The sequence below is a fragment of the Cellulomonas wangsupingiae genome (genome assembly GCF_024508275.1).
Taxonomy (GTDB): Bacteria; Actinomycetota; Actinomycetes; order Actinomycetales; family Cellulomonadaceae; genus Cellulomonas; species Cellulomonas wangsupingiae.
Genome location: NZ_CP101989.1, coordinates 1020404 through 1045175, shown reverse-complemented (window position 1 = coordinate 1045175; position 24772 = coordinate 1020404). Strand labels below are relative to the sequence as shown.

Annotated in this window: 20 protein-coding genes and 1 pseudogene; 10 read left to right on the top strand and 11 right to left on the bottom strand. The window is 75.4% G+C overall.

The annotated features are described in order from the left end of the window. Positions 1 to 17 precede the first annotated feature (17 nt). The 4 genes from NP075_RS04930 to NP075_RS04915 all read left to right on the top strand — a co-directional run bounded on the left by NP075_RS04930 (position 18) and on the right by NP075_RS04915 (position 7840). Positions 18 to 1034, top strand: coding sequence for an ABC transporter ATP-binding protein (locus tag NP075_RS04930; protein ID WP_227564192.1), 1017 nt, complete (start codon positions 18 to 20; stop codon positions 1032 to 1034). Next, positions 1031 to 1753, top strand: coding sequence for an ABC transporter ATP-binding protein (locus NP075_RS04925; RefSeq protein ID WP_227564191.1), 723 nt, complete (start codon positions 1031 to 1033; stop codon positions 1751 to 1753). Before NP075_RS04930 ends, NP075_RS04925 begins: the two co-directional genes overlap by 4 nt. A 100-nt stretch (positions 1754 to 1853) precedes the next feature. Then, positions 1854 to 5096, top strand: coding sequence for an FtsX-like permease family protein (locus tag NP075_RS04920; RefSeq protein WP_227564190.1), 3243 nt, complete (start codon positions 1854 to 1856; stop codon positions 5094 to 5096). Beyond that, on the top strand, positions 5093 to 7840 hold the full coding sequence (locus tag NP075_RS04915; RefSeq protein WP_227564189.1) for an FtsX-like permease family protein: 2748 nt from the start codon (positions 5093 to 5095) through the stop codon (positions 7838 to 7840). The genes NP075_RS04920 and NP075_RS04915 overlap by 4 nt, the downstream gene beginning before the upstream one ends. A gap of 8 nt (positions 7841 to 7848) precedes the next feature. On the opposite strand, the gene NP075_RS04910 is transcribed toward NP075_RS04915, so the two are convergent. The 4 genes from NP075_RS04910 to NP075_RS04895 form a co-directional block, all read right to left on the bottom strand. Further along, positions 7849 to 9474, bottom strand: coding sequence for a DHA2 family efflux MFS transporter permease subunit (locus NP075_RS04910; protein ID WP_227564188.1), 1626 nt, complete (start codon positions 9472 to 9474; stop codon positions 7849 to 7851). Between the two features lie 86 nt (positions 9475 to 9560). Then, positions 9561 to 10190 (bottom strand): PadR family transcriptional regulator, encoded by a 630-nt coding sequence (locus NP075_RS04905; protein ID WP_227564187.1) that lies wholly within the window; start codon positions 10188 to 10190, stop codon positions 9561 to 9563. A 120-nt stretch (positions 10191 to 10310) separates the two neighbouring features. Continuing rightward, a complete protein-coding gene (gene phoH2 / locus NP075_RS04900; RefSeq protein ID WP_372456699.1) occupies positions 10311 to 11711 on the bottom strand; it encodes an RNA 5'-3' helicase PhoH2 in 1401 nt (466 codons plus the stop codon). Between the two features lie 277 nt (positions 11712 to 11988). Continuing rightward, positions 11989 to 12750: an isoprenyl transferase gene (locus NP075_RS04895; RefSeq protein ID WP_227564186.1), complete on the bottom strand. Its 762-nt coding sequence runs from the start codon at positions 12748 to 12750 to the stop codon at positions 11989 to 11991. Between the two features lie 149 nt (positions 12751 to 12899). On the opposite strand from NP075_RS04895, the gene trhA reads away from it, so the two are divergent. After that, entirely contained in the window at positions 12900 to 13676 is a 777-nt protein-coding gene (gene trhA, locus NP075_RS04890; protein WP_227564185.1) for a PAQR family membrane homeostasis protein TrhA, read from the top strand. A gap of 20 nt (positions 13677 to 13696) precedes the next feature. Here trhA and NP075_RS04885 read toward each other — a convergent pair whose 3' ends face one another. Genes NP075_RS04885 through mca form a run of 3 tightly spaced genes read right to left on the bottom strand, consistent with a single transcriptional unit; the run spans position 13697 to position 15740 of the window. Then, the gene (locus NP075_RS04885) at positions 13697 to 14542 is read right to left on the bottom strand and encodes a carbon-nitrogen hydrolase family protein (protein WP_227564184.1); all 846 of its coding nucleotides are present in this window, start codon (positions 14540 to 14542) and stop codon (positions 13697 to 13699) included. Further along, entirely contained in the window at positions 14539 to 14880 is a 342-nt protein-coding gene (locus NP075_RS04880) for a hypothetical protein (protein ID WP_227564183.1), read from the bottom strand. The genes NP075_RS04885 and NP075_RS04880 overlap by 4 nt, the downstream gene beginning before the upstream one ends. Further along, positions 14877 to 15740, bottom strand: coding sequence for a mycothiol conjugate amidase Mca (gene mca, locus NP075_RS04875; protein WP_255629425.1), 864 nt, complete (start codon positions 15738 to 15740; stop codon positions 14877 to 14879). Before mca ends, NP075_RS04880 begins: the two co-directional genes overlap by 4 nt. Before the next feature lie 152 nt (positions 15741 to 15892). Here mca and NP075_RS04870 point away from each other — a divergent pair, with 152 nt between their 5' ends. Beyond that, the gene (locus NP075_RS04870; protein WP_227564181.1) at positions 15893 to 16297 is read left to right on the top strand and encodes a DUF4307 domain-containing protein; all 405 of its coding nucleotides are present in this window, start codon (positions 15893 to 15895) and stop codon (positions 16295 to 16297) included. A gap of 243 nt (positions 16298 to 16540) precedes the next feature. Beyond that, positions 16541 to 17026, top strand: a complete 486-nt coding sequence (greA, locus tag NP075_RS04865; RefSeq protein WP_227564180.1) for a transcription elongation factor GreA — start codon at positions 16541 to 16543, stop codon at positions 17024 to 17026. A gap of 91 nt (positions 17027 to 17117) precedes the next feature. On the opposite strand, the gene ilvA is transcribed toward greA, so the two are convergent. The 3 genes from ilvA to NP075_RS04850 form a co-directional block, all read right to left on the bottom strand. Next, positions 17118 to 18329 (bottom strand): threonine ammonia-lyase, encoded by a 1212-nt coding sequence (ilvA, locus tag NP075_RS04860; protein ID WP_227564179.1) that lies wholly within the window; start codon positions 18327 to 18329, stop codon positions 17118 to 17120. Next, complete coding sequence (locus NP075_RS04855; protein WP_227564312.1) at positions 18326 to 19567, bottom strand: AI-2E family transporter; 1242 nt, start codon at positions 19565 to 19567, stop codon at positions 18326 to 18328. Before NP075_RS04855 ends, ilvA begins: the two co-directional genes overlap by 4 nt. Positions 19568 to 19653: 86 nt before the next feature. Further along, the gene (locus tag NP075_RS04850; RefSeq protein WP_227564178.1) at positions 19654 to 20889 is read right to left on the bottom strand and encodes a cystathionine gamma-synthase; all 1236 of its coding nucleotides are present in this window, start codon (positions 20887 to 20889) and stop codon (positions 19654 to 19656) included. Positions 20890 to 21011: 122 nt separating this feature from the next. Here NP075_RS04850 and msrA point away from each other — a divergent pair, with 122 nt between their 5' ends. Next, a complete protein-coding gene (gene msrA / locus NP075_RS04845; RefSeq protein ID WP_227564177.1) occupies positions 21012 to 21689 on the top strand; it encodes a peptide-methionine (S)-S-oxide reductase MsrA in 678 nt (225 codons plus the stop codon). Positions 21690 to 21909: 220 nt separating this feature from the next. Then, a complete protein-coding gene (locus NP075_RS04840; RefSeq protein ID WP_227564176.1) occupies positions 21910 to 23466 on the top strand; it encodes an ATP-dependent DNA ligase in 1557 nt (518 codons plus the stop codon). Between the two features lie 45 nt (positions 23467 to 23511). Here NP075_RS04840 and NP075_RS04835 read toward each other — a convergent pair whose 3' ends face one another. After that, entirely contained in the window at positions 23512 to 24354 is an 843-nt protein-coding gene (locus NP075_RS04835) for an AbiJ-NTD4 domain-containing protein (RefSeq protein WP_227564175.1), read from the bottom strand. A 93-nt stretch (positions 24355 to 24447) separates the two neighbouring features. Between NP075_RS04835 and NP075_RS04830 the strand changes: the two are divergent. Beyond that, positions 24448 to 24711, top strand: a pseudogene (locus tag NP075_RS04830) (ATP dependent DNA ligase); the annotation flags it as partial. Positions 24712 to 24772 lie beyond the last annotated feature (61 nt).

Genomic DNA, 24772 nt, shown 5'->3' with positions numbered 1-24772 from the left:
CCAGGACGGAGCAGGCCATGGACGACACCACGACCGTGCGGGACGACGTGCCCCCGACGAGCCTGGCGACGCTCGAGGAACGCGCGCGGGCCCGGCCCGAGGCGTTCGGGCGGACGTCGCTCATCGTGTGCGAGTCCCTCGTGCGCATCTACCAGTCGGAGGGCATCGAGGTGCAGGCCCTGCAGGGCCTCGACCTGCTCGTCGACGAGGGCGAGCTCGTCGCCGTCGTCGGCGCCTCCGGGTCCGGCAAGTCGACGCTGCTGTCGGTGCTGTCGGGCCTGGACGTGCCCACGGCGGGCAACGTGCGCGTCGGGGAGTGGGACCTGATGACGATGACGGCCCGCGAGCGCGTCGAGTACCGCCGCTCGACCGTCGGGTTCGTGTGGCAGCAGACCGCACGCAACCTGGTGCCGTACCTGACGTCCGCCGAGAACGTGGCGCTGCCGATGGCGCTCGCCGGACGCCCCCGCCGGCAGCGGCGCGCGGACGCGGCGGCGCTGCTCGACGTGCTCGGCGTGGCCTACTGCGCCGACCGCCGGCCCGCGCAGATGTCCGGCGGCGAGCAGCAGCGCGTCGCGATCGCCGTAGGGCTGGCCAACTCTCCGCGCGTGCTGTTCGCCGACGAGCCGACGGGGGAGCTGGACACCGCGACCTCGCACGACGTGCTCGGCGCGATGCAGGCGGTCAACCGGGACCTGGGGACCACGGTCGTCGTGGTCACCCACGACCCGGGCGTCAGCGACCACGTGCAGCGCACCGTCGCGATCCGCGACGGGCGCACGAGCTCGGAGGTGCTGCGCCGCACCGCCACGCGGGACGACGGCACCGAGCACGAGGTCGCCGAGGAGTTCGCCGTCCTCGACCGTGCGGGGCGCGTCCAGCTGCCCCGCGAGTACCGCGAGACCCTCGACCTGGTCGGGCGCGTGCGCCTGACCCTGGAGGAGGCCCACGTCGCCGTGCGCCCCGGCCACGGCGACGCCCCGACGGCGCCGAGCGACGACCGGCACCCCCGCCACGGACGGAGAGCCCGATGACCGCCACCACGACCGCCGCGCAGGGTGCGGCACCCGCCGCGGCCGGGCCCCTCGTGCTCGTCGAGCACGTCGAGCGCACCTTCGGCTCCGGGCACGGCGCGGTGCACGCGCTGCGCGACGTGTCGCTGCAGGTCGCGCCGGGCGAGCTCGTCGCGCTGGTCGGACGCTCCGGGTCCGGCAAGACGACCCTGCTCAACACGATCGGCGGGCTCGACCGCCCCGACGCCGGCCGCGTCGTCGTCGACGGGCGGGAGGTCTCGTCCCTCGACGAGCGCGGGCTGGTGTCCCTGCGCCGCGACGTCGTCGCGTTCATCTTCCAGACGTTCGGGCTGGTGCCCGTGCTGACCGCCGCCGAGAACGTCGGGGTGCCCCTGCGGATGCTGCGCACCCCCGTCGAGCTGCGCGAGGCGCGCGTGCAGCTCCTGCTCGACCTCGTCGGCCTGGGCCCGCACGCCAAGCAGCGGCCCGGCCAGCTCTCGGGCGGCCAGCAGCAGCGCGTCGCGATCGCCCGCGCGCTGGCGAACTCCCCGCGCCTGCTCATCGCCGACGAGCCGACCGGCCAGCTCGACTCCGAGACCGGACGGGCGGTCATGGCCCTGATCCGTGCGGTCGTGGAGGCGGAGGGCATGACGGCGATCGTCTCGACGCACGACCCGGTGATGGTGGCGCTCGCCGACCGCGTCGTGCACCTCGCCGACGGCCGCCTCGTCGACGCCTGACATGAGGGCGTCCACCGGCACGACGCGCACGGGGGCCGGAGGCGGCGGCACGAGGTGGCGTCGTCGCCTGCTCCTCGACCGCGTGCGGCACCATGCGCCGGTGGTGCTCGTCGTCGCACTCGTGGCCGTCACCGCGACGACGCTCGTGGGGGTGCTCGCCGGCCTCCTGCACGTGACCGAGCACCACGCGGTGGGGCAGACGCTCAGCCGGCTGGCCCCCGAGCAGGTGCGCCTGGAGTCGGTCCTCTGGGTGCGGGGTGACGACGTCGCCCCGGTGCTCGAGGACGCGCGCGAGGGGATCGCGCAGATCACGGGGGACGTCCCGACGACCGACGACACGTGGCTGGTCGGCACGGTGCACGCCCTGCCCTCGGTCCCGGGCCGGCAGCCCGAGCTGACGTACCTCACGGCGATGTCCCGGCCGCCCGCCCGCCTGCTGACGGGGCGGTGGCCGCACGGCGCGGCCGACGCCGACGGGCGCGTCGAGGTCAGCGTGCCGGCCGTCGCCGCGGAGCTGAAGGGCTGGGTGGTCGGCACGACGATCGACGTACGCCCCTGGCAGGCGCAGGACCACCGCACGTGGGTGGTCGTCGGGACGTACGAGCCCGAGGGGCCGTCGGGCGCCTGGTCGCGCGACAGGCTGCGAGAGGCCGGGATGACGAGCACCTACAACGTCCCGGGTGGCGTCGGCATGCTCACGACGACGGCGTGGGGCCCGCTCGTCGCCGACGCCGCCGCGCTCCACGCGCCCGACCAGGTCGACACGGCGTACCTGATCACCCAGCCGCGCCTCGCCGACGCCTCGCGTGCTGCGGCCACGCAGATGCGTGCCGCGGTGCGCGACGGTGACGAGACGCTGGCCGCCGCCCTGGGGCAGGTCCGCGGGCGGCTCATGACGGACGTCGGCGCGACGATCGACGCGACGTGGCGCGAGCTCGTCGTCACGCGGACGGGGGTCGTCACGGTCGGGCTGCTGCTGGCGACGCTCACGACGACGGTCATGCTGCTGACGGCACGCCTGCTCGCCGAGCGCCGCGCCGTCGAGGACGAGCTGCTCGCCGCACGCGGTGCGTCGGCGGGCCAGCTGCGGTCGCTCGTGGTGCTCGAGGCGCTCGGGCTGGCAGCGCTCACGTGGGTGGTCGCGCTGCCGGCGGCGGGCCTCGCGCTCGGCGTCGCCAGCCGGTCGGGCGCGCTTGCCGACGCCGGCTACGACGTGGGCTCCGTCGTGCCCGGCGGGGCGCCGCTCGCGTGCGGGGTCATGGCCGCGGTGCTCGCGGCGACGCTGTGCGCCCCGGCGTGGCACACGGCCGGGTCGTCGGCCGGGACGGCGCACGGCGGGCTGCTGCGCGTCGGCGCCGACATCGGGCTGCTGGTGCTCGGGCTGCTCGCGATGTGGCAGCTGGTCGTGTACGGCTCGCCCCTCGCCGGCGGCACGGGCGGGCCGCGGCTCGACCCCGTCCTGGTCGCCGGCCCTGCCCTGGTGACGCTCGCGGCAGCGACCGTCGCCCTGCGGGCCGTCGCGCCGGTCGCGCGCGGCGCCGAGGGACTGGCGGGCCGCGCCCGGTCCCTCGTCCTCCCGCTGGCCGCGTGGCAGGTCGCGCGGCGGCCGTCCGTCTCCACCGGCACGGTGCTCGTCGTCGTGGTCGCGGTGGCGGCCGGGACGTTCGCCACCGCGTTCTCGGCGACGTGGCGCACCTCCCAGCGCGAGCAGGTGGACCTCGCGGTCGGCACCGACCTGCGGCTGGACGACGTCTCCGCGCCCTCGCTGACCGTGTCCGACGCGCTCGCCCGGGCCACCGTGGGGCACCCGGACGCGCACGGCCAGCCGGTGACCGACCGCGCCGTCAGCGTCGGCGCCGCCGACAACACGGCGGGGGTCTCGGCCCGGCTCGTGGCGCTCGACGCCACCCGGCCGCAGGACCTGCGCGGGCACACCGACGTCCCGTGGAGCGCGGTCCTCGACGGGCTCGCCGAGGGCCGGCCCGCCACGGCGTCCGGCACGGCGGCGCCACTGGGCACGGCCGTGCCCGCCGGTACGCAGTGGCTCCTCGTCGACGGCGTGGTCGGCACCGACCCGGCGGCCGAGGGCACGGCGCTGGTCGGGGTGACGGTGGAGGACGAGCGCGGTCTGCTGACGCAGCTCACACCCTCCTCGGCCCTCCTCGGCGACGAGCTCCGCGCCGCGTACGAGATCCCTCCGGCCGGGCCCGTGCGCATCGTCGCCGTGGACACGCTCGTGGCCCTCGACACGCCCGCGCACGCCGGCCCGACGGGCGCGGGCACGCAGGCGAGACTCCCGGTCCGCGTGTCGCTGACCGCCGTGCGGGCCGTGGCGCGGTCGGAACAGGCCCGGACCGCGGCGGCGGCGATGACCGCTGCGAGCTCGCCGGTCCCGCTGGACGACGACGGATGGTCCGCCTCCCTGCGGCAGGACGAGGACCGCAAGGATGCGGAGGTCGGCGGCACGACCTCGCCGACCCCCGCGCTGCTGGACGTGACCTCGACGATGGGCCTCGGCGGGTCGCAGCTGGCGTCGGCGCGGCTGGTGGCCCGCGCCTGGCCGGCGCCCGGGCCGGTGCCCGTAGCGGCCGACAGCTCGCTGCTCGAGCGCATCCACGCGGGCAGCGGGAACCTCACCCTCACCGTCGACGGCGTCGCCGTGCCCGCCAAGGTCACCCGCTACGTCGACACCGTCCCGGGCGTGCCCCGCGGCATCGGGCTCGTCGCGGACGGCACGACGCTCGCACGTGCCGTCCTCGAGGCCGGCGGGCCGCCCGACCTGACGGACTCGTGGTGGGTCGCCGCCCCCGCCGCGACCGTCGCCGCCGTCGCCGACGGGCTGGGCGGGCTCGACGCCGTCGTGACGACGCGTGCCGGGCAGCAGCGCGACGCGCTCACCGGGCCGATCAGCGTCGCGCTGCCCGCCGCCCTGTCGGTCGTCGGCGTCTCGGCCGCGCTCCTCGTGCTGGTCGGCACGGGCGCCGTGGCCGCGGGCTCGCTGCGCGCCCGCCGGCTCGAGCTCGCGCGGCTGCAGGCCCTCGGTGCATCGCGCCCCGGGCTCGTGGGCGGGCTGCTCGCCGAGACCACGCTGCTCGTCGCGGTCGGTGCCCTGATCGGGCTGCTCACGGGCTACGGCCTGTCCGCCGTCGTCGCGCCCCTGCTCACCATGTCGCCCGACGGCCGGACCCCGGCCCCCGTGCCGTGGCTCGTGTGGGGATGGCCCGGGCAGTCGCTGTGGACCGCCACCGTCGCCGTCGGGGCGTGCGCCGTCGTCGCGGCCGTCGCGGTCCTCGGCGTGCGTCGCACCTCGGGCGCGGCGCTGCGGATGGGGGACGACCGATGACGGCGCTGCGGACCCGTGCGCGCGCGACGACGGGCGACGCACTGCTCGTCACGCGGCGCCGCACCCGGCAGGACGCCGGGCTCCTGCTGGGCACCGCGCTGCTGCTGGCCGTGACCCTGCTGGCGCTGCTGGCGGTCCCGCGCCTGCTGGAGCGCACGGCCGTGGACGCCCTGCGGACGACCGTGACGAGCACCGGCCTCGACGCCGCCGTCGTGGCGAAGGTGCCGGCCCAGCCCGGTGCCGTCCTCTCCTTCACCGGACCGCTGGCCGGCGCGGCATCGCTCGACACCCAGGTCCCGGGGATGCGCCCCGCGATCGCCGTGGCCACCTCGCTGCCGTACCGGGCGACCGTCGACGACACGGCGTTCACGACGCGGCTCGTCGTGATGGACACGGTCGCCGGCGCGGGCGACCCGGTCCGCTGGACGGCCGGCCGGGCCCCGCAGGCCGTCGTGCTCCCGGACCCCGGCGACCCCGAGCCGGCGCCGGTCCCCGACGTCGAGGTCGGGCTGAGCAGCACCGGCGCGCAGCTGCTGGGCATCGACCCGGCCGGCGGCCCGGTCAGCGTGCGGCTCGCGGACCCGGAGGGCGTCCACGAGGCGTGGGTGACCGGCACCTTCGAGCCGGTCGACCCCGACGACCCGCGCTGGGCGATCGCGACGGACCTGCTGGAGCCCGCACCGGTGGACCCCGGCGCCGACGTCGTCGCCGCCGTCGCGCTGCACGTGCCACCCGTGGCGGCCGGGGACATGGCACGCGTCATGAGCATCCCTCGGCTCCCCGGCAGCGCCGTGGCGTTCGTCGACACCGATCGGCTCGCGCCGGCCGACGTGCCCGGGCTCCGCCGCGGCGTCGTGACGTACCTGACGCAGCACGCGGGCGCCTCCAGCGGCCTGCCCGACGTGCTCGACGCCTTCGAGGCGCACGCGGGTGCGACCCGCGCGCAGGCGTCGCTCGTCCTCGCGGGGGTCGGTGCCACCGCCGCCTGCTGCCTTGTGCTCGCGGCCGGGCTGCTGGCGCAGCGTCGGGGCGGCCACCTCGCGGGCGAGCGCGCGCGCGGCGCGTCCCTGGGCTCCGTCGCGCTGCGCGGGGCGCTCGAGGCGCTCCCTCTCGCGTGCGTCGCGGCGTCCGCCGCGGGCGTGGCGGTCGCGCTGTGGCTGCCCGGCGCTGCGGGACCCACGCCGGCGGCGACGGTCCTGACGACGGTCGCCGCGGCCGCGCCCGCGGTCCTCGCCGCGCACACGGCCCGGACGGCGTGGACCGGGCGACGCCTCCCCGCCGACCGGCGCGAGCGTGCCCGCCTGGCCGGGCTGCGCCGTGGACGCCGCGTCGTCGCGGAGCTCGTCACCGCCGTCGTCGCGGTGCTGGCGCTGGTGTCGCTGCGGGGCCGGGGCCTGGTGGCCGACGGCGGGTCGGACGCCGACCCGCTGCTGGTGTCCACGCCGTTCCTCCTGGCCGTCGCGGCGTCCCTCGCCGTGGTCCACGTCGCACCGGCCGTGGTGCGCGCGGCGTCGGGACGGGCGCTGCGGTCGCGGGGCCTGGCCGCACCGCTGGCGCTGGCCCGTGCGGGGCGTGCCGCGACGGCCCTGGCCCCCCTGGTCACCGTCACCGTCGCCGTCGCGCTCATGGTGCTCTGCGGGGTCCTGGCGCAGAACGTGCGCGAGGGGCAGCTGGTCGCCGCGGACCGGCTCGTCGGCGCCGACGTCCGCATCGACGGCGAGCTCGGCACACCGTCGGCGACGGCCGCGCTGGACTCGATCGCGTCCGCGGACGGCGTGACCGCCCTGGCGACGGGGGCACAGTCGACGGACCGGACGATCGGGCGGGGCGGGGCCCTGGCCGCGACCGTGCTCGTCGTCGACGCGGCGGATCTCGCGCGCGTGCGTGCGGCGACCGGGCTGCCGGTGGACCCGGGCCTCGCCGAGCTGGGCGAGCCCGCGGGTGACCGGGTCCGCGCGCTCGTGGCGGAGCCCCTCCTCGCGCGCCTCCAGGTCGCGAACGGCGTCCCCCTGCGGGTGACGAAGGGCAGCGTGGAGCTCGACGTGCGGGGCACGACGTCGCTCTCACCGGACGGCGGCGCGCCGCCGGTCGACGCGCGCGCGGCGGACCTGACCCGCACGGCGGACGACGGCGTGGTCGTCGTGGACGCCACGGCCCTGGCTGCAGCGGCCGAGAGCCCTCCGGCGACGACGCGCGCCTGGGTGGCGGGGCCGGGTGCCGCGCAGGCCGTCGCCGACTCCGGGATCGCGGACCTGCCGGAGGTGACCGTGACGACGCGCGACGGCTGGCACGACGCGTGGTCGCGGGCCCCGCTGCCCGCGGCGCTCACCGTCCTGCTGCTCGCCGCGGTGGGCGCGCTCGCGCTCCTCGCGGTGGTCGGCCTCGTGCTCGTCGTCGTCGCGACGTCGGGCGAGCGCGGGCGCACGCTGTCGACGCTGCGCACGCTCGGGCTCGACGGCCGCACCGCGCGGTGGGCCACGCTGGGCGAGCTGGCGCCGCTCGCCCTCGGCGGGCTGCTGGGCGGGACGGCGGTCGGCCTCGCGCTGCCCGTGCTCGTCGGTGACGCGCTCGGCCTGGCGTGGGTCACCGCCGCCCCGGGGCACGTACCGGTGGTCCTCGTCGGGTGGCCGGTGCTCCTGGCGGCCGCGGCCGTGGCCGTGGCGCTGCTCGTGGCGGTGCTCGTCGAGCAGGCCGTGCGCCGTCGCGAGCGGCTCGGCGACGTGCTGCGCGTCGGCGCCCGCTGAGGGGCCGCTCAGCCCGCGGCGGAAGCGGCGCGCACCGGCTCCTGCACGGCGTTGCCCGGACGCCCGCCGCGCATCGCGAACGCGCACACCGCACCGAGGACCAGCACCAGCACCGTCAGCCCGAGCGTCTGCGCGGCAGCCGCCGCGAACCCCGCCTCGGCGGCCGCCCGCGCGGCCGCGCCCAGCTGCTCGGCCACGTCCGCGGGCACGTCGGCCGGTGCGTCGAACCCGCCGCCGGCCGCACCCAGCCCTTGCGAGGCGGCCTGGCGGAACCCGTCGACGAACTGCTCGCGCAGCCCGGCCGGCAGCGCCGCCGCGGCGTCCTGGGCGGCCGCGGGCATCGTGACGGCGAGGCGCGACGTGAGCGCGGCGACCACGACCGCGGAGCCGATGACCCCGCCGACCTGCCGGTTCGTGTTGAAGGCGCCGGCTCCGGCGCCCGCCGTGCGCTGGTCGAGGCCCGTGGTGGCCAGGTTGCCCAGGGGCGAGAACACCAGACCGGTCCCGATGCCGAACCCGAGCATGGGGACGACGAGGCGCCACACCTCGACGCCCGGCTGGACCTGCGTCGCGAGGACCCCGATCGCCACGGCCAGCACGCAGAACCCGGTGGCGACGACCCACTTGCCCGCCACCCGGTCGGACAGCCGGCCGGCGAAGGGCGCGACGACGCCCGAGATCAGCGACCCCGGCAGCCCTACGAGCGCGGCGTGCAGCGGGGAGAGCCCGAGCACCTGCTGCAGGTACAGCGTGAAGGGGAAGAAGATGCCGGTCATCGAGAAGGACACGGCCGCCCCGGCCACGTTGGCCAGCGCGAAGTTGCGGTGCACGAAGAGCCGCAGCGGGAGCAGGGCGTCGTCCCCCAGGTGCCGCTGCCACAGCAGGAAGGCACCGGAGACCAGCACGCCCGCCCCCACGACCACGGGGACGGTGACCGGGCCCACGATGGTGCCCCAGTCGTAGGTCGGCCCCTCCTGGAGGCCGAAGACCAGCAGGCCGAGACCCACGACCGACAGGACGACGCCCGGCACGTCGAACGTGCGCGAGTGCGTCTCGAGCGCCGGGAGGCGGGTGAGCGAGAGCCACAGGGCGACGACGCCCACGGGGATGTTGACGTAGAAGATCCACTCCCAGCCGACGGTCTCGACGAGCACGCCGCCGAGCACGGGCCCCGTGATGGTCGCGACGCCCGCGACGGAGCCCCAGATGCCCAGCGCCGCACCGCGCTTCTGCGCGGGGAAGACCCGCGTGATCATCGCCATCGTCTGGGGCGTCATCAGCGCCCCGCCGATCCCCTGCACGGCGCGGGCGGCGATGAGCAGGCCCACCGAGCCGGCCAGGCCGCACGCGAGCGACGCGAGCGTGAACACGACGAGCCCGGCGACGAACACCGGCCGCGGGCCGAAGCGGTCACCGAGCCGGCCGGTCACGAGCAGCAGGACGGCGAAGGTCAGCAGGTACGCGCTGTTGACCCAGCCGACCGTGACGAGGCTCGCGTCGAAGACGTCCTGCAGCGTGGGGACGGCGATGTTCACGATCGTCGTGTCGACCATGATCATGAAGAAGCCGAGGCACAGCGGGGGCAGGATGCTCCACGGGCTGCGGCCCTGGAGGTCGGCGGCGGGTGCGGTCATGACGTGCTCCGGTCTGGCGGGGCGCCGGTGGGCGCGGGGCGGTGGGGGCGGCGGTCGCGGGGCTGCGACGTCGGGGCGAGCGCCGGTCAGCCCGGCCGGGCGCCGACCCGGTCGGGTGCCGTGGTCCGGGCCGCGAAGAAGGCTGCGGGCGGCGGTCCGCCCCAGGCGAGCGTCCCGTCCGCGAGGTCCCGCAGGACGTCGTCCAGCCACTGCACCTCGCGCTCGAGCAGCACGAGCTCGCGCTCCGCGTCCAGCACGAAGCGGCGGGGCAGACCGAGCGCGAGCACCTCGTCGATGCGCGCGCGCAGGCCGTCGAGCCGGGCCGCCTCCCGGTCGCGGCGACGGGCCAGCGCGTCTGCCACGTCCGTGGCGGGCAGCCGGGGCGCGTGCGCGAGCCCGACCGGGAAGTCCGCGTAGGCGGGGCGCTCGTCCGCGAGGTACGCCGTCACGGCCGGCCCGATGGCCGCGTGACCGGCCGCGGTGGCGCGGTACGTCGTGCGCTCAGGGCGGTTGCCGCAGCGCTCGGTGCCGACCGCCTCGACGAGGCCGTCGCGCTCGAGGCGCTCGACGGCGTGGTAGACGGCGCCGGGGTTCACGCGCACGAGGCGGGCGTCGCCGCGCTCCACCAGCGTCTGGAAGACGTCGTAGGGGTGGCGGTCGCGCTCGTCGAGCAGGCCGAGGACCACGACGGCGACGGGCGTCAGCGTGCGCACCACGGCGCCACCCCCTCCCGCGAGCCCCGGGGACCATCGTCCTACTCCGCGCGGAACATTACGCCCGGAGGTCCCACGTCGCCACCGCACCGCCGGCGGGCGACCCGCCGGCGGTGCGTCGCGTCAGGCCTCGATCCCCTCGAACAGCTCGGTGACCAGCGCCGCCACGGGCGAGCGCTCCGAGCGCGTCAGGGTCACGTGCGCGAACAGCGGGTGGCCCTTGAGCGCCTCGATGACCGCAGCCACGCCGTCGTGCCGCCCGACCCGCAGGTTGTCGCGCTGCGCGACGTCGTGCGTGAGGACGACCCGCGACGACTGCCCGATGCGGGACAGCACCGTCAGCAGGACGTTGCGCTCGAGCGACTGGGCCTCGTCGACGATGACGAACGCGTCGTGCAACGACCGGCCGCGGATGTGCGTGAGCGGCAGCACCTCCAGCAGGTCGCGGTCGAGCACCTCCTCGACGACCTCCTTGCTGACCAGCGCGCCGAGGGTGTCGAACACCGCCTGCGCCCACGGGTTCATCTTCTCGGCCTCGCTGCCCGGCAGGTAGCCGAGGTCCTGGCCGCCGACCGCGTACAGCGGCCGGAACACCATGACCTTGCGGTGCCGCCGGCGCTCGAGCACGGCCTCCAGACCCGCGCACAGCGCCAGCGCCGACTTGCCCGTCCCCGCGCGGCCGCCGAGCGACACGATCCCGATCTCGTCGTCGAGCAGCAGGTCGATCGCGACACGCTGCTCGGCCGAGCGCCCGTGGACGCCGAACACGTCCTGGTCCCCGCGCACGAGGCGCACGTGCTTGTCCGCCGTCACCCGCCCCAGGGCCGAGCCCCGCGGGCTGTGGAGCACCAGACCCGTGTGGCACAGCAGGTCGCCCGCCGCACCGGTGAGCGCGGACGCGTCGGTCGCGACGTCGGCGAGCGGGACCGACTCGTGCTCCCACAGGTCGGCCATCTGCTGCTCGGACAGGTCGAGGGTGTCCATGCCGGTCCAGCCCGAGTCCACCGCGAGCTCCGCGCGGTACTCCTCGGCCGGCAGGCCGACGGCGGAGGCCTTGACCCGCATCGGCAGGTCCTTGGAGACCACGACGACGTGGCCGCCCTCGGCGGCGAGGTTGGCGGCGACCGCCAGGATGCGGGTGTCGTTGTCGCCGAGCCGGAAGCCCGTGGGCAGGACCTGCGGGTCGATGTGGTTGAGCTCCACCCGCAGCGTGCCGCCCTGCTCGGTCACCGGCACCGCCGCGTCGAGGCGCCCGTGCTTGATGCGCAGGTCGTCGAGCATCCGCAGCGCGCTGCGGGCGAAGTACCCCAGCTCGGGGTGGTGCCGCTTGGCCTCCAGCTCGGTGACCACCACGACCGGCAGGACCACGTCGTGCTCGGCGAACCGCAGGATCGCGCGAGGGTCGGACAGCAGCACGGACGTGTCGATCACGTAGGTGAGGCGCGGTTCGGGTGCGGGGCTGCCGGAGGCGGTGCCGTCCGTCGCAGGTGCGGGGTACGGGTCGTGCTGCGAGGTGGTCTCCACGGCAGGCTCCCCTCGGCGCGTCAGCGCCGGTCCGGGTGCGTCCCGACGGTCCTGTGCACGGCGGCGCACGCGGATCGGCGTTCGGCGGCGGGACGGGACCGGCCGGCCGAGGGCCGGATCCGGCCCTCCTCCCGGAGCGCATGCTCCATGGGCTGGCCTCCCGGGACGACGGGCGTCGTCCGTGAGCCCGACGGTAACCCGCATCACATCCGCGACGGCGCGAAACGGGTCACGACACGCGAATCGTCACATGCCGTTCACCTGCGCGGCGGACGTCTCAGCGCCCGAGCCGCCGCTCCCGCTGGCTGTACGCGCGCACGGCACGCAGGAAGTCCACGCGCCGGAAGTCCGGCCAGTACGCCTCGCAGAAGTAGAACTCCGAGTGTGCGCTCTGCCACAGCAGGAAGCCGCCGAGCCGCTGCTCCCCCGACGTGCGGATGACCAGGTCGGGGTCGGGCTGACCCTTGGTGTACAGGTGCTCGGCGATGTGCTCGACGTCGAACGCCTCGGCGAGCTCGTCGAGGCTCGAGCCCGCGTCGGCATGCATGCGCAGGAACGCGCGGACCGCGTCGGCGATCTCGCGCCGCCCGCCGTACCCGACGGCCGCGTTGACGTGCAGCCCTTCGACGTCCGACGTCGCGTCCTGCGCGGCCTTGAGGGCGGCCGCGGTCCGGTCGGGCAGCATGTCGAGCGCGCCGACGGCCTGCACGCGCCAGCGCCGCTCGGCCGCGAGCTCGCCGACGACGTCCTCGATCACCTGCAGCAGGTCGCCGAGCTCGGCGGGGTCGCGCGCGAGGTTGTCGGTCGACAGCAGCCACAGGGTGACCACCTCGACGCCGATGTCCTCGCTCCACTGCAGCAGGTCGCTGATCTTGTCGGCGCCCCTGCGGTGTCCCGTCGCCGACGGGAGGCCGCTGCCGCGCGCCCAGCGGCGGTTGCCGTCGAGGATGACGCCCACGTGACGCGGGACCTGGTCCGGCTGCAGCGAGGCCGCGAGCCGACGCTCGTACAGGCCGTACAGCGGGTGCGGCAGGCGCACGCGTAGCCTCCCAGGGACGGGGCGTCGGACGCGTCCACGGTACTCGCCGCGACGGCCTGGTGTGGCCTGCTCGACGTCGACACCACCCCTGCGGCCGCTTAACCTACGCTGTCGTAGGTCACGGACGACGAAGGCGGTCACACCTCCCGATGAGCACTTCCCCGGCGCACGGTCAGCACCCCGCGCGGCCCCACGTGGCACCCCCGGCACCCGACGACGCGGGACCCGTCGAGCGCGCCGTCGACGCGGTCGGCGACGCGGTCGGCGACGCGGTCGAGGCCGCGGTCGACGCCATCAAGCCGCGGCTGCGCGGCTGGGTGCACGCCGGTGCCTCCCCGATCGTCCTGGTCGCGTCGATCGCCCTCGTCGCCGCGTCACCCACGGCGGCGGCCCGCTGGGCGAACACCGTGTTCGGGGTCTCCGCCGTGCTGCTGTTCGGCACGAGCGCCGTCTACCACCGCGGGACCTGGTCCCCGCGTACCGCCGCCGTGCTGCGGCGGCTGGACCACACGAACATCTTCCTCATCATCGCGGGCACCTACACCCCGCTGGCCGCACTCCTGCTCGCACCGGGCACCGCGCGCACGCTGCTGCTCATCGTGTGGTCCGGCGCCCTGCTCGGCCTCCTGGCGCGCAACTTCTGGCTCGACGCGCCGCGCTGGGTCTACGTGCCGATCTACCTCGCGCTCGGCTGGGTCGCCGTGGGGTACTTCCCGCTGTTCTGGCGCACGGGCGGCCCGGTGATCGTCTGGCTCATCGCCGTCGGCGGCCTCGCGTACACCGTCGGCGCGATCGTGTACGCCCTCAAGCGGCCCAACCCCAGCCCGCGCTGGTTCGGGTTCCACGAGATCTTCCACGTGCTGACCGTGGTGGGCTACGGGAGCCACTTCGTGGCTGTGGCCATCGCGACGTCCCGGGCGGGCTGACCGCCCGGCACGACGACGTCTCAGTCGCGCGCGACCACCGCGTACCGGCGGTTGCGCAGCGACGGGTTCTGCTCGCGCACGGACCGCAGCTCGTCGGCGTCGAGGTCGACCGTGCGCACCTGCGGCGCGTCGTCCGCCTCGAGGCCCACGACGCCGTCGGGGCCGACCACCAGCGAGCGCCCGACCACCCCCGCGCCGGCCTGACCGACGGCGACGACGGCCGCGGTGTTCTCGATCGCCCGGGCGACCGCCAGGGCACGCCAGTGCATCGCCTTGAGCTCGCCCGCGGCCCACGCCGCGGGCACGACGAGCACGTCGGCCCCGGCGTCCACCAGCCGGCGCGCGGACTCGGGGAACCGCAGGTCGTAGCACGTCAGCACGCCGAACCGCAGGCCGGCGACGTCCAGGACGAGCGGCGGCGCGTCGACCGGGCCGGGCGCCAGGTGCTGCGACTCGCGGTGCCCGAACGCGTCGTAGAGGTGGACCTTGCGGTAGACGCCCACCAGCCCGCCGGACGCGTCGACGGCCACGACGGCGTTGACGGCACGCGCACGGCCGTCCGCGTCGGGCTCGCCACCCGGCAGGGTCGTGCCCGCGACGACCGCCACGCCGTGCCGGGCGGCGTCCTCACGCAGCGTCGTGACGAACGGCCCGTCCAGCGGCTCGGCCAGGTCGAGGCCCACGCCGCGCCGGTCGTACGCCGACGCGTACTCCGGCAGCACCACCAGGTCGGCCCGTGCCCGGCCCGCCGTGCGCAGGGCGTCCCGCGCCGCGAGGCGGTTGGCCTCGCGGTCGGTCCCCACCTCGAGCTGCCCGACCGTCACGCGCACCGCCGGCCGCTGCGGCGGCCCGGGCCGCAGGCTCACCGCGGCGGCCCTCCCGCGTCGTCCGTCGACGCGCCGCCGGACGCCGGCTCGCCGCCCGTCACCGCGGGCCGCGTGCCCGGGGCGGCGTCCGGGACGCCGTCCGACGCCCCGGCGCCCGCGACGTCCGCGTCGTCACGCAGCCGGTCCCGGTGGTCCGCGCGGCGCATCCGTCGCGTGAACGACACCGCGAGCGCGATGACCGCGGCCGCGAGCAGGAACGTCGCGACGAACCCCTCGAACCCCGGCGAGCCCTCCTCCGGGCTCTCGATCGTCGGGCCGGGCAGCCGCTCGGACCAGCGAGCCCCGGCGATCAGGACCGTCGCCACCAGCGCGTTCATCGTGCGTGCTCCGTCCCGCGGATGCCCGCGAAGAGGTCGGTCTCGGGCAGGGTCGTCTCCACGCGGGACTGCGCGAGCTCGTACTCCTCGTCGCGCCACGTCGCGGTCTCGACCTCGCGCGGGACGGCGAAGAACCAGCCCTCGGGGTCGATCTGCGTCGCGTGCGCGCGCAGCGCCGCGTCCCGCTGCGCGAAGTGGTCGGCGCACTCGATGCGCGTGGTCACCTCGCGCTCCGGCACCTCGCGGGCCTGGCGCGAGTCGATCCAGTCGCTGAACGGCGACTCGCCGCCGGCGGCGACGATCGCGTCGTGCACCGCCCGCATCCGCGCCAGGGAGAAGCCGTGGTTGTAGTAGAGCTTGAGCGGCGTCCACGGCTCGCCGTGCCCGCGGTAGCGCTCGGGGTCGCCCGCGGCGGCGAACGCCTCCACGCCGACGCGGTGGCACATGATGTGGTCGGGGTGCGGGTAGCCCCCGGTCGGGTCGTACGTCGTGATGACGTGGGGGCGGAACTCCCGCACCACCTCGACGAGCGGCGCGGCGGCCTCCTCGAGCGGCACGGTGGCGAACGACCCCTCGGGCAGGGGCGGCAGCGGGTCGCCCTCGGGCAGGCCCGAGTCGACGAACCCGAGCCATTGCTGCCGGACGCCGAGGGCCGCCGCGGCGGCGGCCATCTCCTCGCGCCGCACCGCGCGCATCGCCTCCAGCCCTTCGGGGGCCGGCCCGTAGTGCGGGTTCAGCACGTCGCCACGCTCGCCGCCGGTGCACGTGACGACGAGGACGTCGACCCCTTCGGCCGCATACCGGGCGGTGGTCGCGGCGCCCTTGCTGGACTCGTCGTCCGGGTGCGCGTGCACCGCCATCAGCCGTAGCCGGTCCGAGCTCACGTGGATCCTCCCGTGCGGGTCGTAGGACGAGAGACAATGATCCCCCACCGGGGCGACACCCCGCACGGACACCCGCGCCCGGCGGGCGGCCCGACCGCCCGCAGCACCCGACACCAGGAGGCCTCATCGTGGTCGCACCGGCCCCCCGCCCGCCCGTCGGGCGCTACGGACCGGAACCCACCGCCGGCAGGCGACGCCTGCAGCGCGCGGCGCTGGCGGCGCTCGTCGCCGTCGCGATGCTGGTGATCGGCTGGATCGGCAGCGGCGTCCTGCGCGACCCCGTGCAGTGGCAGGACGTGGGGTACCGCGTGGACGGCCCGGGGTCGACGGAGGTGACGTTCGACGTGACCAGCGCCGTCGGCACGGCGGTGACCTGCCGCGTGCAGGCCCTGTCGGCGTCGTACGGCGAGGTGGGCGTCATGGACGTCCCCGTGCCGCCGGCCGACACGCGCACGCGCCGCGTCACCGTGACGGTGCCGACGGTGGGGCTCGCGGTCACCGGTGTCGTCGAGGGCTGCCGCCTGGCGGAGTGAGCGCGCCCGCCACCGGCCCGTCACCCGTCCGGCCCCGCGGTCCGGCCCATGCTTGGTACGATGTGCGTTTACGCCGCCCCCGGTCCGGCGTCGTACGACAGGTCGACGCGACCGCGGTGGTAGGCAGCCGGCAGCAGGCTGTCAGGCAGCACCCCTCCCCGCGCCGCACCTGCGGACGTGCCGGGACGCGGGGTGGACGCACCGCCGGGCACCGGCGGACCCCCAGGCAAGGAAGGAGCGATCGTGACCGAGACGACTGCGGCCACATGGCTGACGCAGGAGGCCTACGACCGCCTCAAGGAGGAGCTCGAGCGCCTCGAGACGGTCGGGCGCAAGGAGATCGCGGACCGCATCGCGGCGGCCCGTGACGAGGGCGACCTCAAGGAGAACGGCGGCTACCACGCGGCGCGCGAGGAGCAGGCCAAGCAGGAGGCGCGCATCCGCGAGCTGCAGGCCAAGCTGCGCAACGTGCAGATCGGCTCGCCGCCCGACGACGGCGTCGTCGAGCCCGGCATGGTCGTGACCGCGCTGGTCGCGGGTGACGAGATGACGTTCCTGCTGGGTTCGCGCGAGATCGCGGGCACGGCGGACATCGACGTCTTCTCCCCCACGTCGCCGCTGGGCGCCGCCATCCACGGCCGCAAGGTCGGTGACGCGACGTCCTACGAGGCGCCGAACGGTCGCGAGATCCCCGTCGAGATCACGGCCGCGAGCCCCTTCCAGGGCTGACCCGTCCCGCCGAGTGCGGGGGAACCGGTGCGAGAGCAGGGCGACAGCCCGCTCGCCCCGGGTCCCCCGCACTCGGCGTCTGCGGGCACGCTCAGCCGTCGGCGAGCCGGTAGCCCGCGGCGCGCAGACCCGCCAGCACCGTCGCGCAGTGGTCCGGCCCCTTGGTCTCGATCTGCAGGTCGATCGCGACGTCGCTGAACCCCAGGTCCCCGCCCGTGCGCAGGTGGCTGACGTGCATGACGTTGCCGCCCATCGCCGCCACCTCCTGCAGCAGCTCGGCGAGCGCGCCCGGCGTGTCCTCCACGACGACGTGCAGCTGCAGGTACCGGCCGGCGGAGGCCAGCCCGTGGCGTACGACGCGCAGCAGCACCAGCGGGTCGATGTTGCCGCCGGACAGCACGCAGACGACCGGCCGCCCGTCGTCGCCCACGACGCCGCGCGGGTCCGCCATGAGCGCGGCGACCGCCGCGGCGCCGGACGGCTCGACGACGAGCTTCGCGCGCTCGGCGACGAGCAGCAGCGCGCGTGACAGGTCCTCCTCCGAGACGGTCCGCACGGGCACGTGGTGGCTCGCCAGGACCTCGAAGGGCACGGCGCCCGGCGTGCCGACCGCGATGCCGTCGGCCATCGTCCGCAGCTCGGGCGCGGCCGTGGGGCGGCCCGCCGCGAGCGAGGCGGGGTACGCCGCGGCGCGCGCGGCCTGCACGCCGACGACGCGCACGTCGGGACGCTCGTCGAGGGCCGCGGCGATGCCCGCCGCGAGCCCGCCGCCGCCGACGGGCACGACGATCGTCCCCACGTCCGGCACCTGCTCGAGCACCTCGAGCGCGACCGTCCCCTGCCCCGCGTCGACGTCGGGATGGTCGAACGGGTGGATGAGCACGGCGCCGGTCAGGTCCGCATGCGCGTGTGCCGCCACGAGCGCCTCGTCGACCGAGGTGCCCACCTGCTCGACGTGCGCGCCGTAGCCGCGCGTGGCCGCGAGCTTGGGCAGGGCCGCGTCGACCGGCATGAAGATCGCCGCGTCAAGGCCGAGGAGCCGCGCCGCGAGCGCGACGCCCTGCGCGTGGTTGCCGGCGCTGGCGGCCACGACGCCGCGGGCCTTCTCCTCGTCGGTCAGCCGCGCCATGCGGGTGTAGGCGCCGCGGATCTTGAACGACCCCGCGCGCTGCAGGTTCTCGCACTTGAGCCACACGTCGGCACCGACCAGCTCCGACAGCGCGCGGCTGCGCTGCACCGGGGTGCGCTCGGCGACGCCCTGCAGGAGCTCGGCCGCGGCGCGGACGTCGGCGGGACCGATCACGACGTCACCGGCGGGTCACCCGCCGCGGGCAGCGTGACCCCGCCGGACCCGCCGCGCACGGCGCGGGCCTCGGACTCGGCCTCGGCGGCGGCAGCGACCGCCCGGTCGAGGACGGGGTGCCCCTTCGCCCGGATGGGCACGTGGTCGTCCGTCCCGAGCTGGGGGAACTTGTCGTGCCCGTGCAGGTACAGCACGACAGTGTTGAGCACCGCGGCGATCGGGACCGCGAACAGGGCGCCGACGATGCCCGCGACCAGCGACCCCGTGGCCACCGCCAGCAGGACGGCCACCGGGTGCAGCGAGACCGCGTGCCCCATGAGGAACGGCTGCAGCACGTGCCCCTCGAGCTGCTGCACGACCAGCACGATCGCCAGCATGATCAGCGCGGAGCCCCAGCCCTGCGTGACGAGCGCGACCAGGACCGCGATGGACCCGGTGACGATGGCCCCGACGAACGGGATGAACGAGCCGAAGAAGACGAGGACCGCGAGCGGCATCACCAGGGGGAGCTGCAGGAACGCCGCTCCGATGCCGATGCCGGCGGCGTCGACGGCCGCCACGAGGATCTGCGTGCGGGTGTACGCCCCGAGCGTCACCCACCCGCGCCGTCCCGCCTGGTGCACCCGCTCCCGCGAGCCGCGCGGGAGCAGCCCGACGACCCACGCCCAGATGCCACGGCCGTCGATGAGGAAGAAGAGCGTGCAGAACACCGCGATCAGCGCGCCGGCGACGACGTGCCCGACGGTCACGCCCACGGACAGCGCGCCCGACGCGATCTGCTGACCGCTGGACGCCGCCGCGTCCTGCAGCTGCTCGAGGTACCCGTCGAGGTCGGCGGTGTCCAGCTGCAGGGGCCCCGCGGCGAGCCAGTCCATCAGCTGCTCGACGCCCGCGCGGGCCTGCTCCCCCAGCTCGGCGATGCCGTTGACGACGGAGCGCCCCGCGAGCGTGAGCAGCCCACCGACGAGCGCGAGCATCAGCACCAGCGCCGTGCCCGCGGCGGCGGCCCGCGGCAGGCGGACGTGCTTGCGCAGCGCCGCCACCAGCGGGGAGAGCAGCACGGTCAGCAGCACCGCGACCGCGACGGGCACGACGATGACCTTGAGCACCGACAGCAGCCACAGCCCCACGGCGAGCGCCGCGAGGATGACCAGCGCGCGCCACGACCAGCCGGCCCAGGCCCGCACCGCCGCCGGGACCGGGTCGGGCCGCGGCGTGAGGCCCGGGGCGCCGGCCACCGCACCGAGCCCGGCGCCGACGTGGGCCGGCGCCGCGGCGCCACTGTCGGGGACCGCCGCGCTCGTCGCGCCGTCGTCGGGCGTGCTCACCGGCCGATCCCGGCGGCCGCGAGCGCCTGCTCCAGGTCGGCGAGCAGGTCCGCGACGTCCTCGATGCCGACCGAGAGGCGCACCAGGTCGTCGGGGACCTCGAGCGCCGTGCCCACGACGGACCCGTGCGTCATGCGGCCCGGGTGCTCGATGAGCGACTCGACGCCGCCGAGCGACTCGGCCAGCGTGAAGACCTGCGTCGCGCCGCAGACGGCGACCGCCGAGTCGACGGAGCCGGTGCGGAAGGCGACCATGCCGCCGAACCCGCGCATCTGCCGGGCCGCGACCTGGTGACCCGGGTGCTCGGGCAGCCCGGGCCACAGGACCTCGCGGACCCCCGGGTGCTCGACGAGGAACCGGGCCACGGCCTGCGCGTTGGCGACGTGACGGTCCATGCGGACCGCGAGGGTCTTCAGGCCGCGCAGCGTCAGCCACGCGTCGAACGGCCCCGCGACCGCGCCGGACGCGTTCTGCAGGAAGCCGACCGCGTCGCGCAGCTCGGTGGTGCCCGTCGGCCCCTGCATGCCCGCGGGCAGCTGGGCCCCGTCGGCGACGACGACCGCGCCACCCACGACGTCGGAGTGCCCGCCCACGTACTTGGTCGTCGAGTGGACGACGGCGTCGGCGCCGAGCGCGAGCGGCTGCTGCAGGTACGGCGTGGCGAACGTGTTGTCGACGACGAGCACCGCGCCCGCCGAGCGGGCGTGCGTCGTGATCGCCGCGATGTCCGCGATGCCGAGCAGCGGGTTCGTCGGCGTCTCGACCCAGATGGCCTTGGTGCGTCCCGGCTGGATCGCGGCGAGCACCGCGTCGGGGTCGGACAGGTCGACCGGCGTGTGCTCGACGCCCCACGGGCCCAGGACCCGCGCGACCAGGCGGTACGTGCCGCCGTACGCGTCGTCCGGGATCACGACGTGGTCGCCCGGGCGCAGGATCGCGCGCAGCAGCGTGTCCTCGGCCGCCAGGCCGGACGCGAAGGCGAACGCGGCGGCACCGCCCTCGACGGCGGCCAGCGCCTCCTGCAGGGCGTCGCGCGTCGGGTTGCCCGACCGGGAGTACTCGTAGCCGCCGCGCAGCCCGCCGACGCCGTCCTGCTTGTACGTCGACACCTGGTGGATGGGCGTCACCACGGCGCCGGTCGCGGGATCGGGGTCCTGGCCTGCGTGGATGGCACGGGTCGAGAAGCCGGCGTCGGTCCAGTCGTGGGTCTGCGCGAGCGGGTCGTGGGTCACGCACCCAGGCTAGGTGGTGCGGGCGCACGTGGGTGCGCACGCCGTGCACCGCGGCGCCGGTGGAACACCGCCCGCACCGCGCCTGTTGCACGTCGTGCACCCGATGGAAGGGGACGATGATCATGGCCTCGTTGTTCGAGACGCTGCTCGGCACGTCGCTGCGCACCACGATGGTGGACGCGGAGCACGCGCTGAAGGGCCGGGACGGGTACGCGTACCCGGTGCCGGCGACGCACGCCGTGCTGGGGACGCCGCTGCAGGGCCCGTGGCCCGAGGGCACCCGCGTGCTGTACCTGGCCTCCGGGTGCTTCTGGGGAGCCGAGAAGGAGGCGTGGCAGCTGCCGGGCGTCGTCACGACCGCCGTCGGCTACATGGGCGGCTTCACGCCGTACCCGACGTACGAGGAGACGTGCACCGGGCGCACGGGCCACACCGAGACGGTGATGGTCGCGTACGACCCCGCGGTGCTGTCGGACGTCGACCTGATGCGGCACTTCTGGGAGGAGCACGACCCGACCCAGGGCTTCCGGCAGGGCAACGACGTCGGGACGCAGTACCGGTCGGCGGTGTTCTTCACGACGCCCGAGCAGGAGGCGGCCGCCCGCGAGACCCGCGACGCGTACGCCCCGCTGCTCAAGGCGCGCGGCTACGGCGACGTGACGACGGAGATCCGGTCCGTCGACGACGCCGGCACGTTCTACTACGCCGAGGGCCCGCACCAGCAGTACCTGCACAAGAACCCCGGCGGCTACTGCCCGGTCAACTCCACGGGCGTGGCCTGCCCCCTCCCCCCGGCCTGACGACTGGACCGCCCCCTCACCGCGAGAGAGCGATCCAGCGCACCCGAGCCGCCCACCCAGGTGGTGACAGTGCAATCCAGCACCCACCTCAGCCCACCCCCGGTGGTGAGAGTGCAATCCAGTGTTCCCACGATGACTGGATTGCTCTCTCACGGCGGGTCGGGGGTTCCGCGGGTCGGGAGCGGGGGCGGGTGTCGGTGGGCGGGGCCAGGATGGGCGCATGCTCCTCGACGACGTCGCCGGTGCGTCCGCGCAGGTCGCGGCCACGCGGTCGCGGCTGGCCAAGCGTGCGGTGCTCGTCGACGTCCTGCGCCGGGCCGCAGGCGACGGGGCCCAGGACGTCGCGATCGTGTCGCGCTACCTCGGCGGGGAGCTGCGGCAGCGGCGCACGGGCCTCGGGTGGCGGTCCCTGGCCGCCATGCCCGGGCCGGCGGACGTCCCGACGCTGACCCTGCGGGACGTGGACGCGGCCTTCGCGCACATGGCCGGGCTGTCCGGCCCCGGCTCGGCCACCGCCCGCACCGACGCCGCACGCGCGCTGTTCGCCGCCGGCACCGAACGTGAGCAGCACCTGCTGCGGGGCCTGGTGAGCGGAGAGCTGCGGCAGGGCGCGCTGGACGCGCTGCTGCTCGACGCGGTCGCCGAGGCGGCGGGCGTCCCGGCCGACGCGGTCCGGCGCGCGGCCATGCTGGCGGGCGAGACCGAGGCCGTCGCGGTCGCGGCACTCACGGCCGCGTCCCCCGACGACGCGCGGGCGGCGCTCGACGCGTTCACGCTGACCGTCGGGCGCCCGGTGCGGCCGATGCTCGCGCAGTCGGCCCCGGACGTCGCGACCGCCGTGGCACAGCTCGCCGGCATCACCGACGCGCCGGCCGCGCAGGTCGTCGTCGACACCAAGCTCGACGGCATCCGCATCCAGGTCCACCGCGACGGTGACGACGTGCGCGTCTACACCCGCAGCCTCGACGACATCACGGCGAGGGTCCCCGAGATCGTCGCGGCGGTCCGCGCGCTGCCCGCCCGCACCCTCGTGCTCGACGGCGAGGCGCTCGCCCTCGACGCCGACGGCCGACCGCGCCCGTTCCAGGAGACCGCGTCGCGCAGCGCCACGCGCGACGCCGACCTCGCCGCGTCGGCGACCCTCACCCCTTTCTTCTTCGACGTGCTGCACGTCGACGGCCGCGACCTGCTCGACGCCCCGCTGCACGAGCGGCTCGCGGTGCTCGACCAGGTGGCCGCCCCGCACGTCGTCGAGCGCGTCGTGACGTCGGACGCGGCCGCCGCGGCCGAGCACTTCCGGGCCGTCGTCGCCGCGGGGCAGGAGGGCGTCGTCGTCAAGGCCGCCGACGCCCCCTACGAGGCCGGCCGCCGCGGGTCCGCCTGGGTCAAGGTCAAGCCGCGCCACACCCTCGACCTGGTCGTGCTGGCGGTCGAGCGGGGGTCCGGGAGGCGCTCGGGGACCCTGTCGAACATCCACCTGGGGGCACGGGACCCGGCGGGCGGGTTCGTCATGCTGGGCAAGACGTTCAAGGGCATGACCGACGAGATGCTCGCGTGGCAGACCCAGCGCTTCCGCGAGCTCGAGGTGGCCGACGACGGCTGGACCGTCACGCTGCGCCCCGAGCAGGTCGTGGAGATCGCGTTCGACGGCCTGCAGCGCTCGACCCGCTATCCGGGCGGGCTCGCCCTGCGGTTCGCACGCGTCCTGCGGTACCGCGACGACAAGGCGGCCGCCGACGCCGACACGATCGACACCGTTCGCTCGCACCTCGCTTAACCGTGCGGACTCACCCCGGACGGGGGTCGGCCAGCCGTAGAGAGATCACGTCGCGGCAAGCGGGATTCCGGCACTCGCCGCCTTGGCAGTAAGCAGGCTCACGAAAGCAGAGCACGCTATGAGGAAGTAAAGCGCGTCGTCGACCGTGGCGCTCGATTCGCCCTGAAGGGCATGGCGAATCCCGTCGGCGCCGCTCGTGTAGCCGTACATTTTCAGCCAGGAACCCTTGAGTGCGGGATGGAGCAAGACCTCCGACTCCTCCATTTTCTTCAACGCCTCCCCCAAGGTAGATCCAGGCTTTCCCACGAGTGCCGAGCACGTGGCCTCCACCGCGGATATCGCCTCTTTCATAGCATTTTCGACGTCAGGACTCTGCCGTTCGCCGAGAAGCGCAAGGCTCTTCCTCAGGTGAATGCGCGCAGGAGCATTCGCCACGGACAGCGCGTCCTCGATCGCCTGAACATGACTGTCATCGGTGACGGGAACCAGCTTCTCGGACACGAAACGATATCCGGATAAGTGCTCCTCCAAGGTCCTGTTGGCCATTTTAATGGCGTCGGCCCCGAACCCGTTCTGGCGAGTCAGGCAGAACTCCAGCATGTCGTACGGCCGAAACCAGTCGGCGCCGTAGAAATACTCACGCATCACGTCTACAACTCTGCTTACGTAGCGTGGCATCTCATCAATGGGCCGCTCAAGAAGATTGAGCCAGGCGTCATGGTAGAGCTTCTGATATCGCGACGAACGCACCCCAAGCCCCGACTCGCTCTCAGGACTGAGGTGCAAGTAGATGAGGCTCCACAACTTGTTGCGAAGCGGCATATCGATGGTCTCAACCTGGATCAAGGACCGGACTTCGGTGGCGCCGATCCGCTGAGAAAAGCGCACAGCAGCACCCTCCTTCTAGCTGGTCGGGACCTCTGAAGAGGCACAGATCGGCCGTTGTGAGCAGACTACATAGGTTCGTAACTCGTTCCCAGCAAGACGTTCAAGGGCATGACCGACGAGATGCTCGCGTGGCAGACGCAGCGCTTCCGCGAGCTCGAGGTGGCCGACGACGGCTGGACCGTCACGCTGCGCCCCGAGCAGGTCGTCGAGATCGCGTTCGACGGCCTGCAGCGCTCGACCCGCTATCCGGGCGGGCTCGTCCTGCGGTTCGCACGCGTCCTGCGGTACCGCGACGACAGGTCGGCCGCCGACGCGGACACCATCGACACGGTGCGGGCGCTGGCCGCACCTGGCTGACGGCCCCGCCGACCCCTCACCCACCCCCGCACCACGTGGACGAAACCACCATCACGGACGA

What these genes read in the sequence shown, in the direction of transcription:
- NP075_RS04930 (WP_227564192.1), top strand. Translation starts at nt 18, where the DNA reads ATGGACGACACCACGACCGTGCGGGACGACGTGCCCCCGACGAGCCTG.
- NP075_RS04925 (WP_227564191.1), top strand. Translation starts at nt 1,031, where the DNA reads ATGACCGCCACCACGACCGCCGCGCAGGGTGCGGCACCCGCCGCGGCC.
- NP075_RS04915 (WP_227564189.1), top strand. Translation starts at nt 5,093, where the DNA reads ATGACGGCGCTGCGGACCCGTGCGCGCGCGACGACGGGCGACGCACTG.
- NP075_RS04910 (WP_227564188.1), bottom strand. Translation starts at nt 9,474, where the DNA reads ATGACCGCACCCGCCGCCGACCTCCAGGGCCGCAGCCCGTGGAGCATC.
- trhA (WP_227564185.1), top strand. Translation starts at nt 12,900, where the DNA reads ATGAGCACTTCCCCGGCGCACGGTCAGCACCCCGCGCGGCCCCACGTG.
- NP075_RS04880 (WP_227564183.1), bottom strand. Translation starts at nt 14,880, where the DNA reads ATGAACGCGCTGGTGGCGACGGTCCTGATCGCCGGGGCTCGCTGGTCC.
- mca (WP_255629425.1), bottom strand. Translation starts at nt 15,740, where the DNA reads ATGGCGGTGCACGCGCACCCGGACGACGAGTCCAGCAAGGGCGCCGCG.
- msrA (WP_227564177.1), top strand. Translation starts at nt 21,012, where the DNA reads ATGGCCTCGTTGTTCGAGACGCTGCTCGGCACGTCGCTGCGCACCACG.
- NP075_RS04840 (WP_227564176.1), top strand. Translation starts at nt 21,910, where the DNA reads ATGCTCCTCGACGACGTCGCCGGTGCGTCCGCGCAGGTCGCGGCCACG.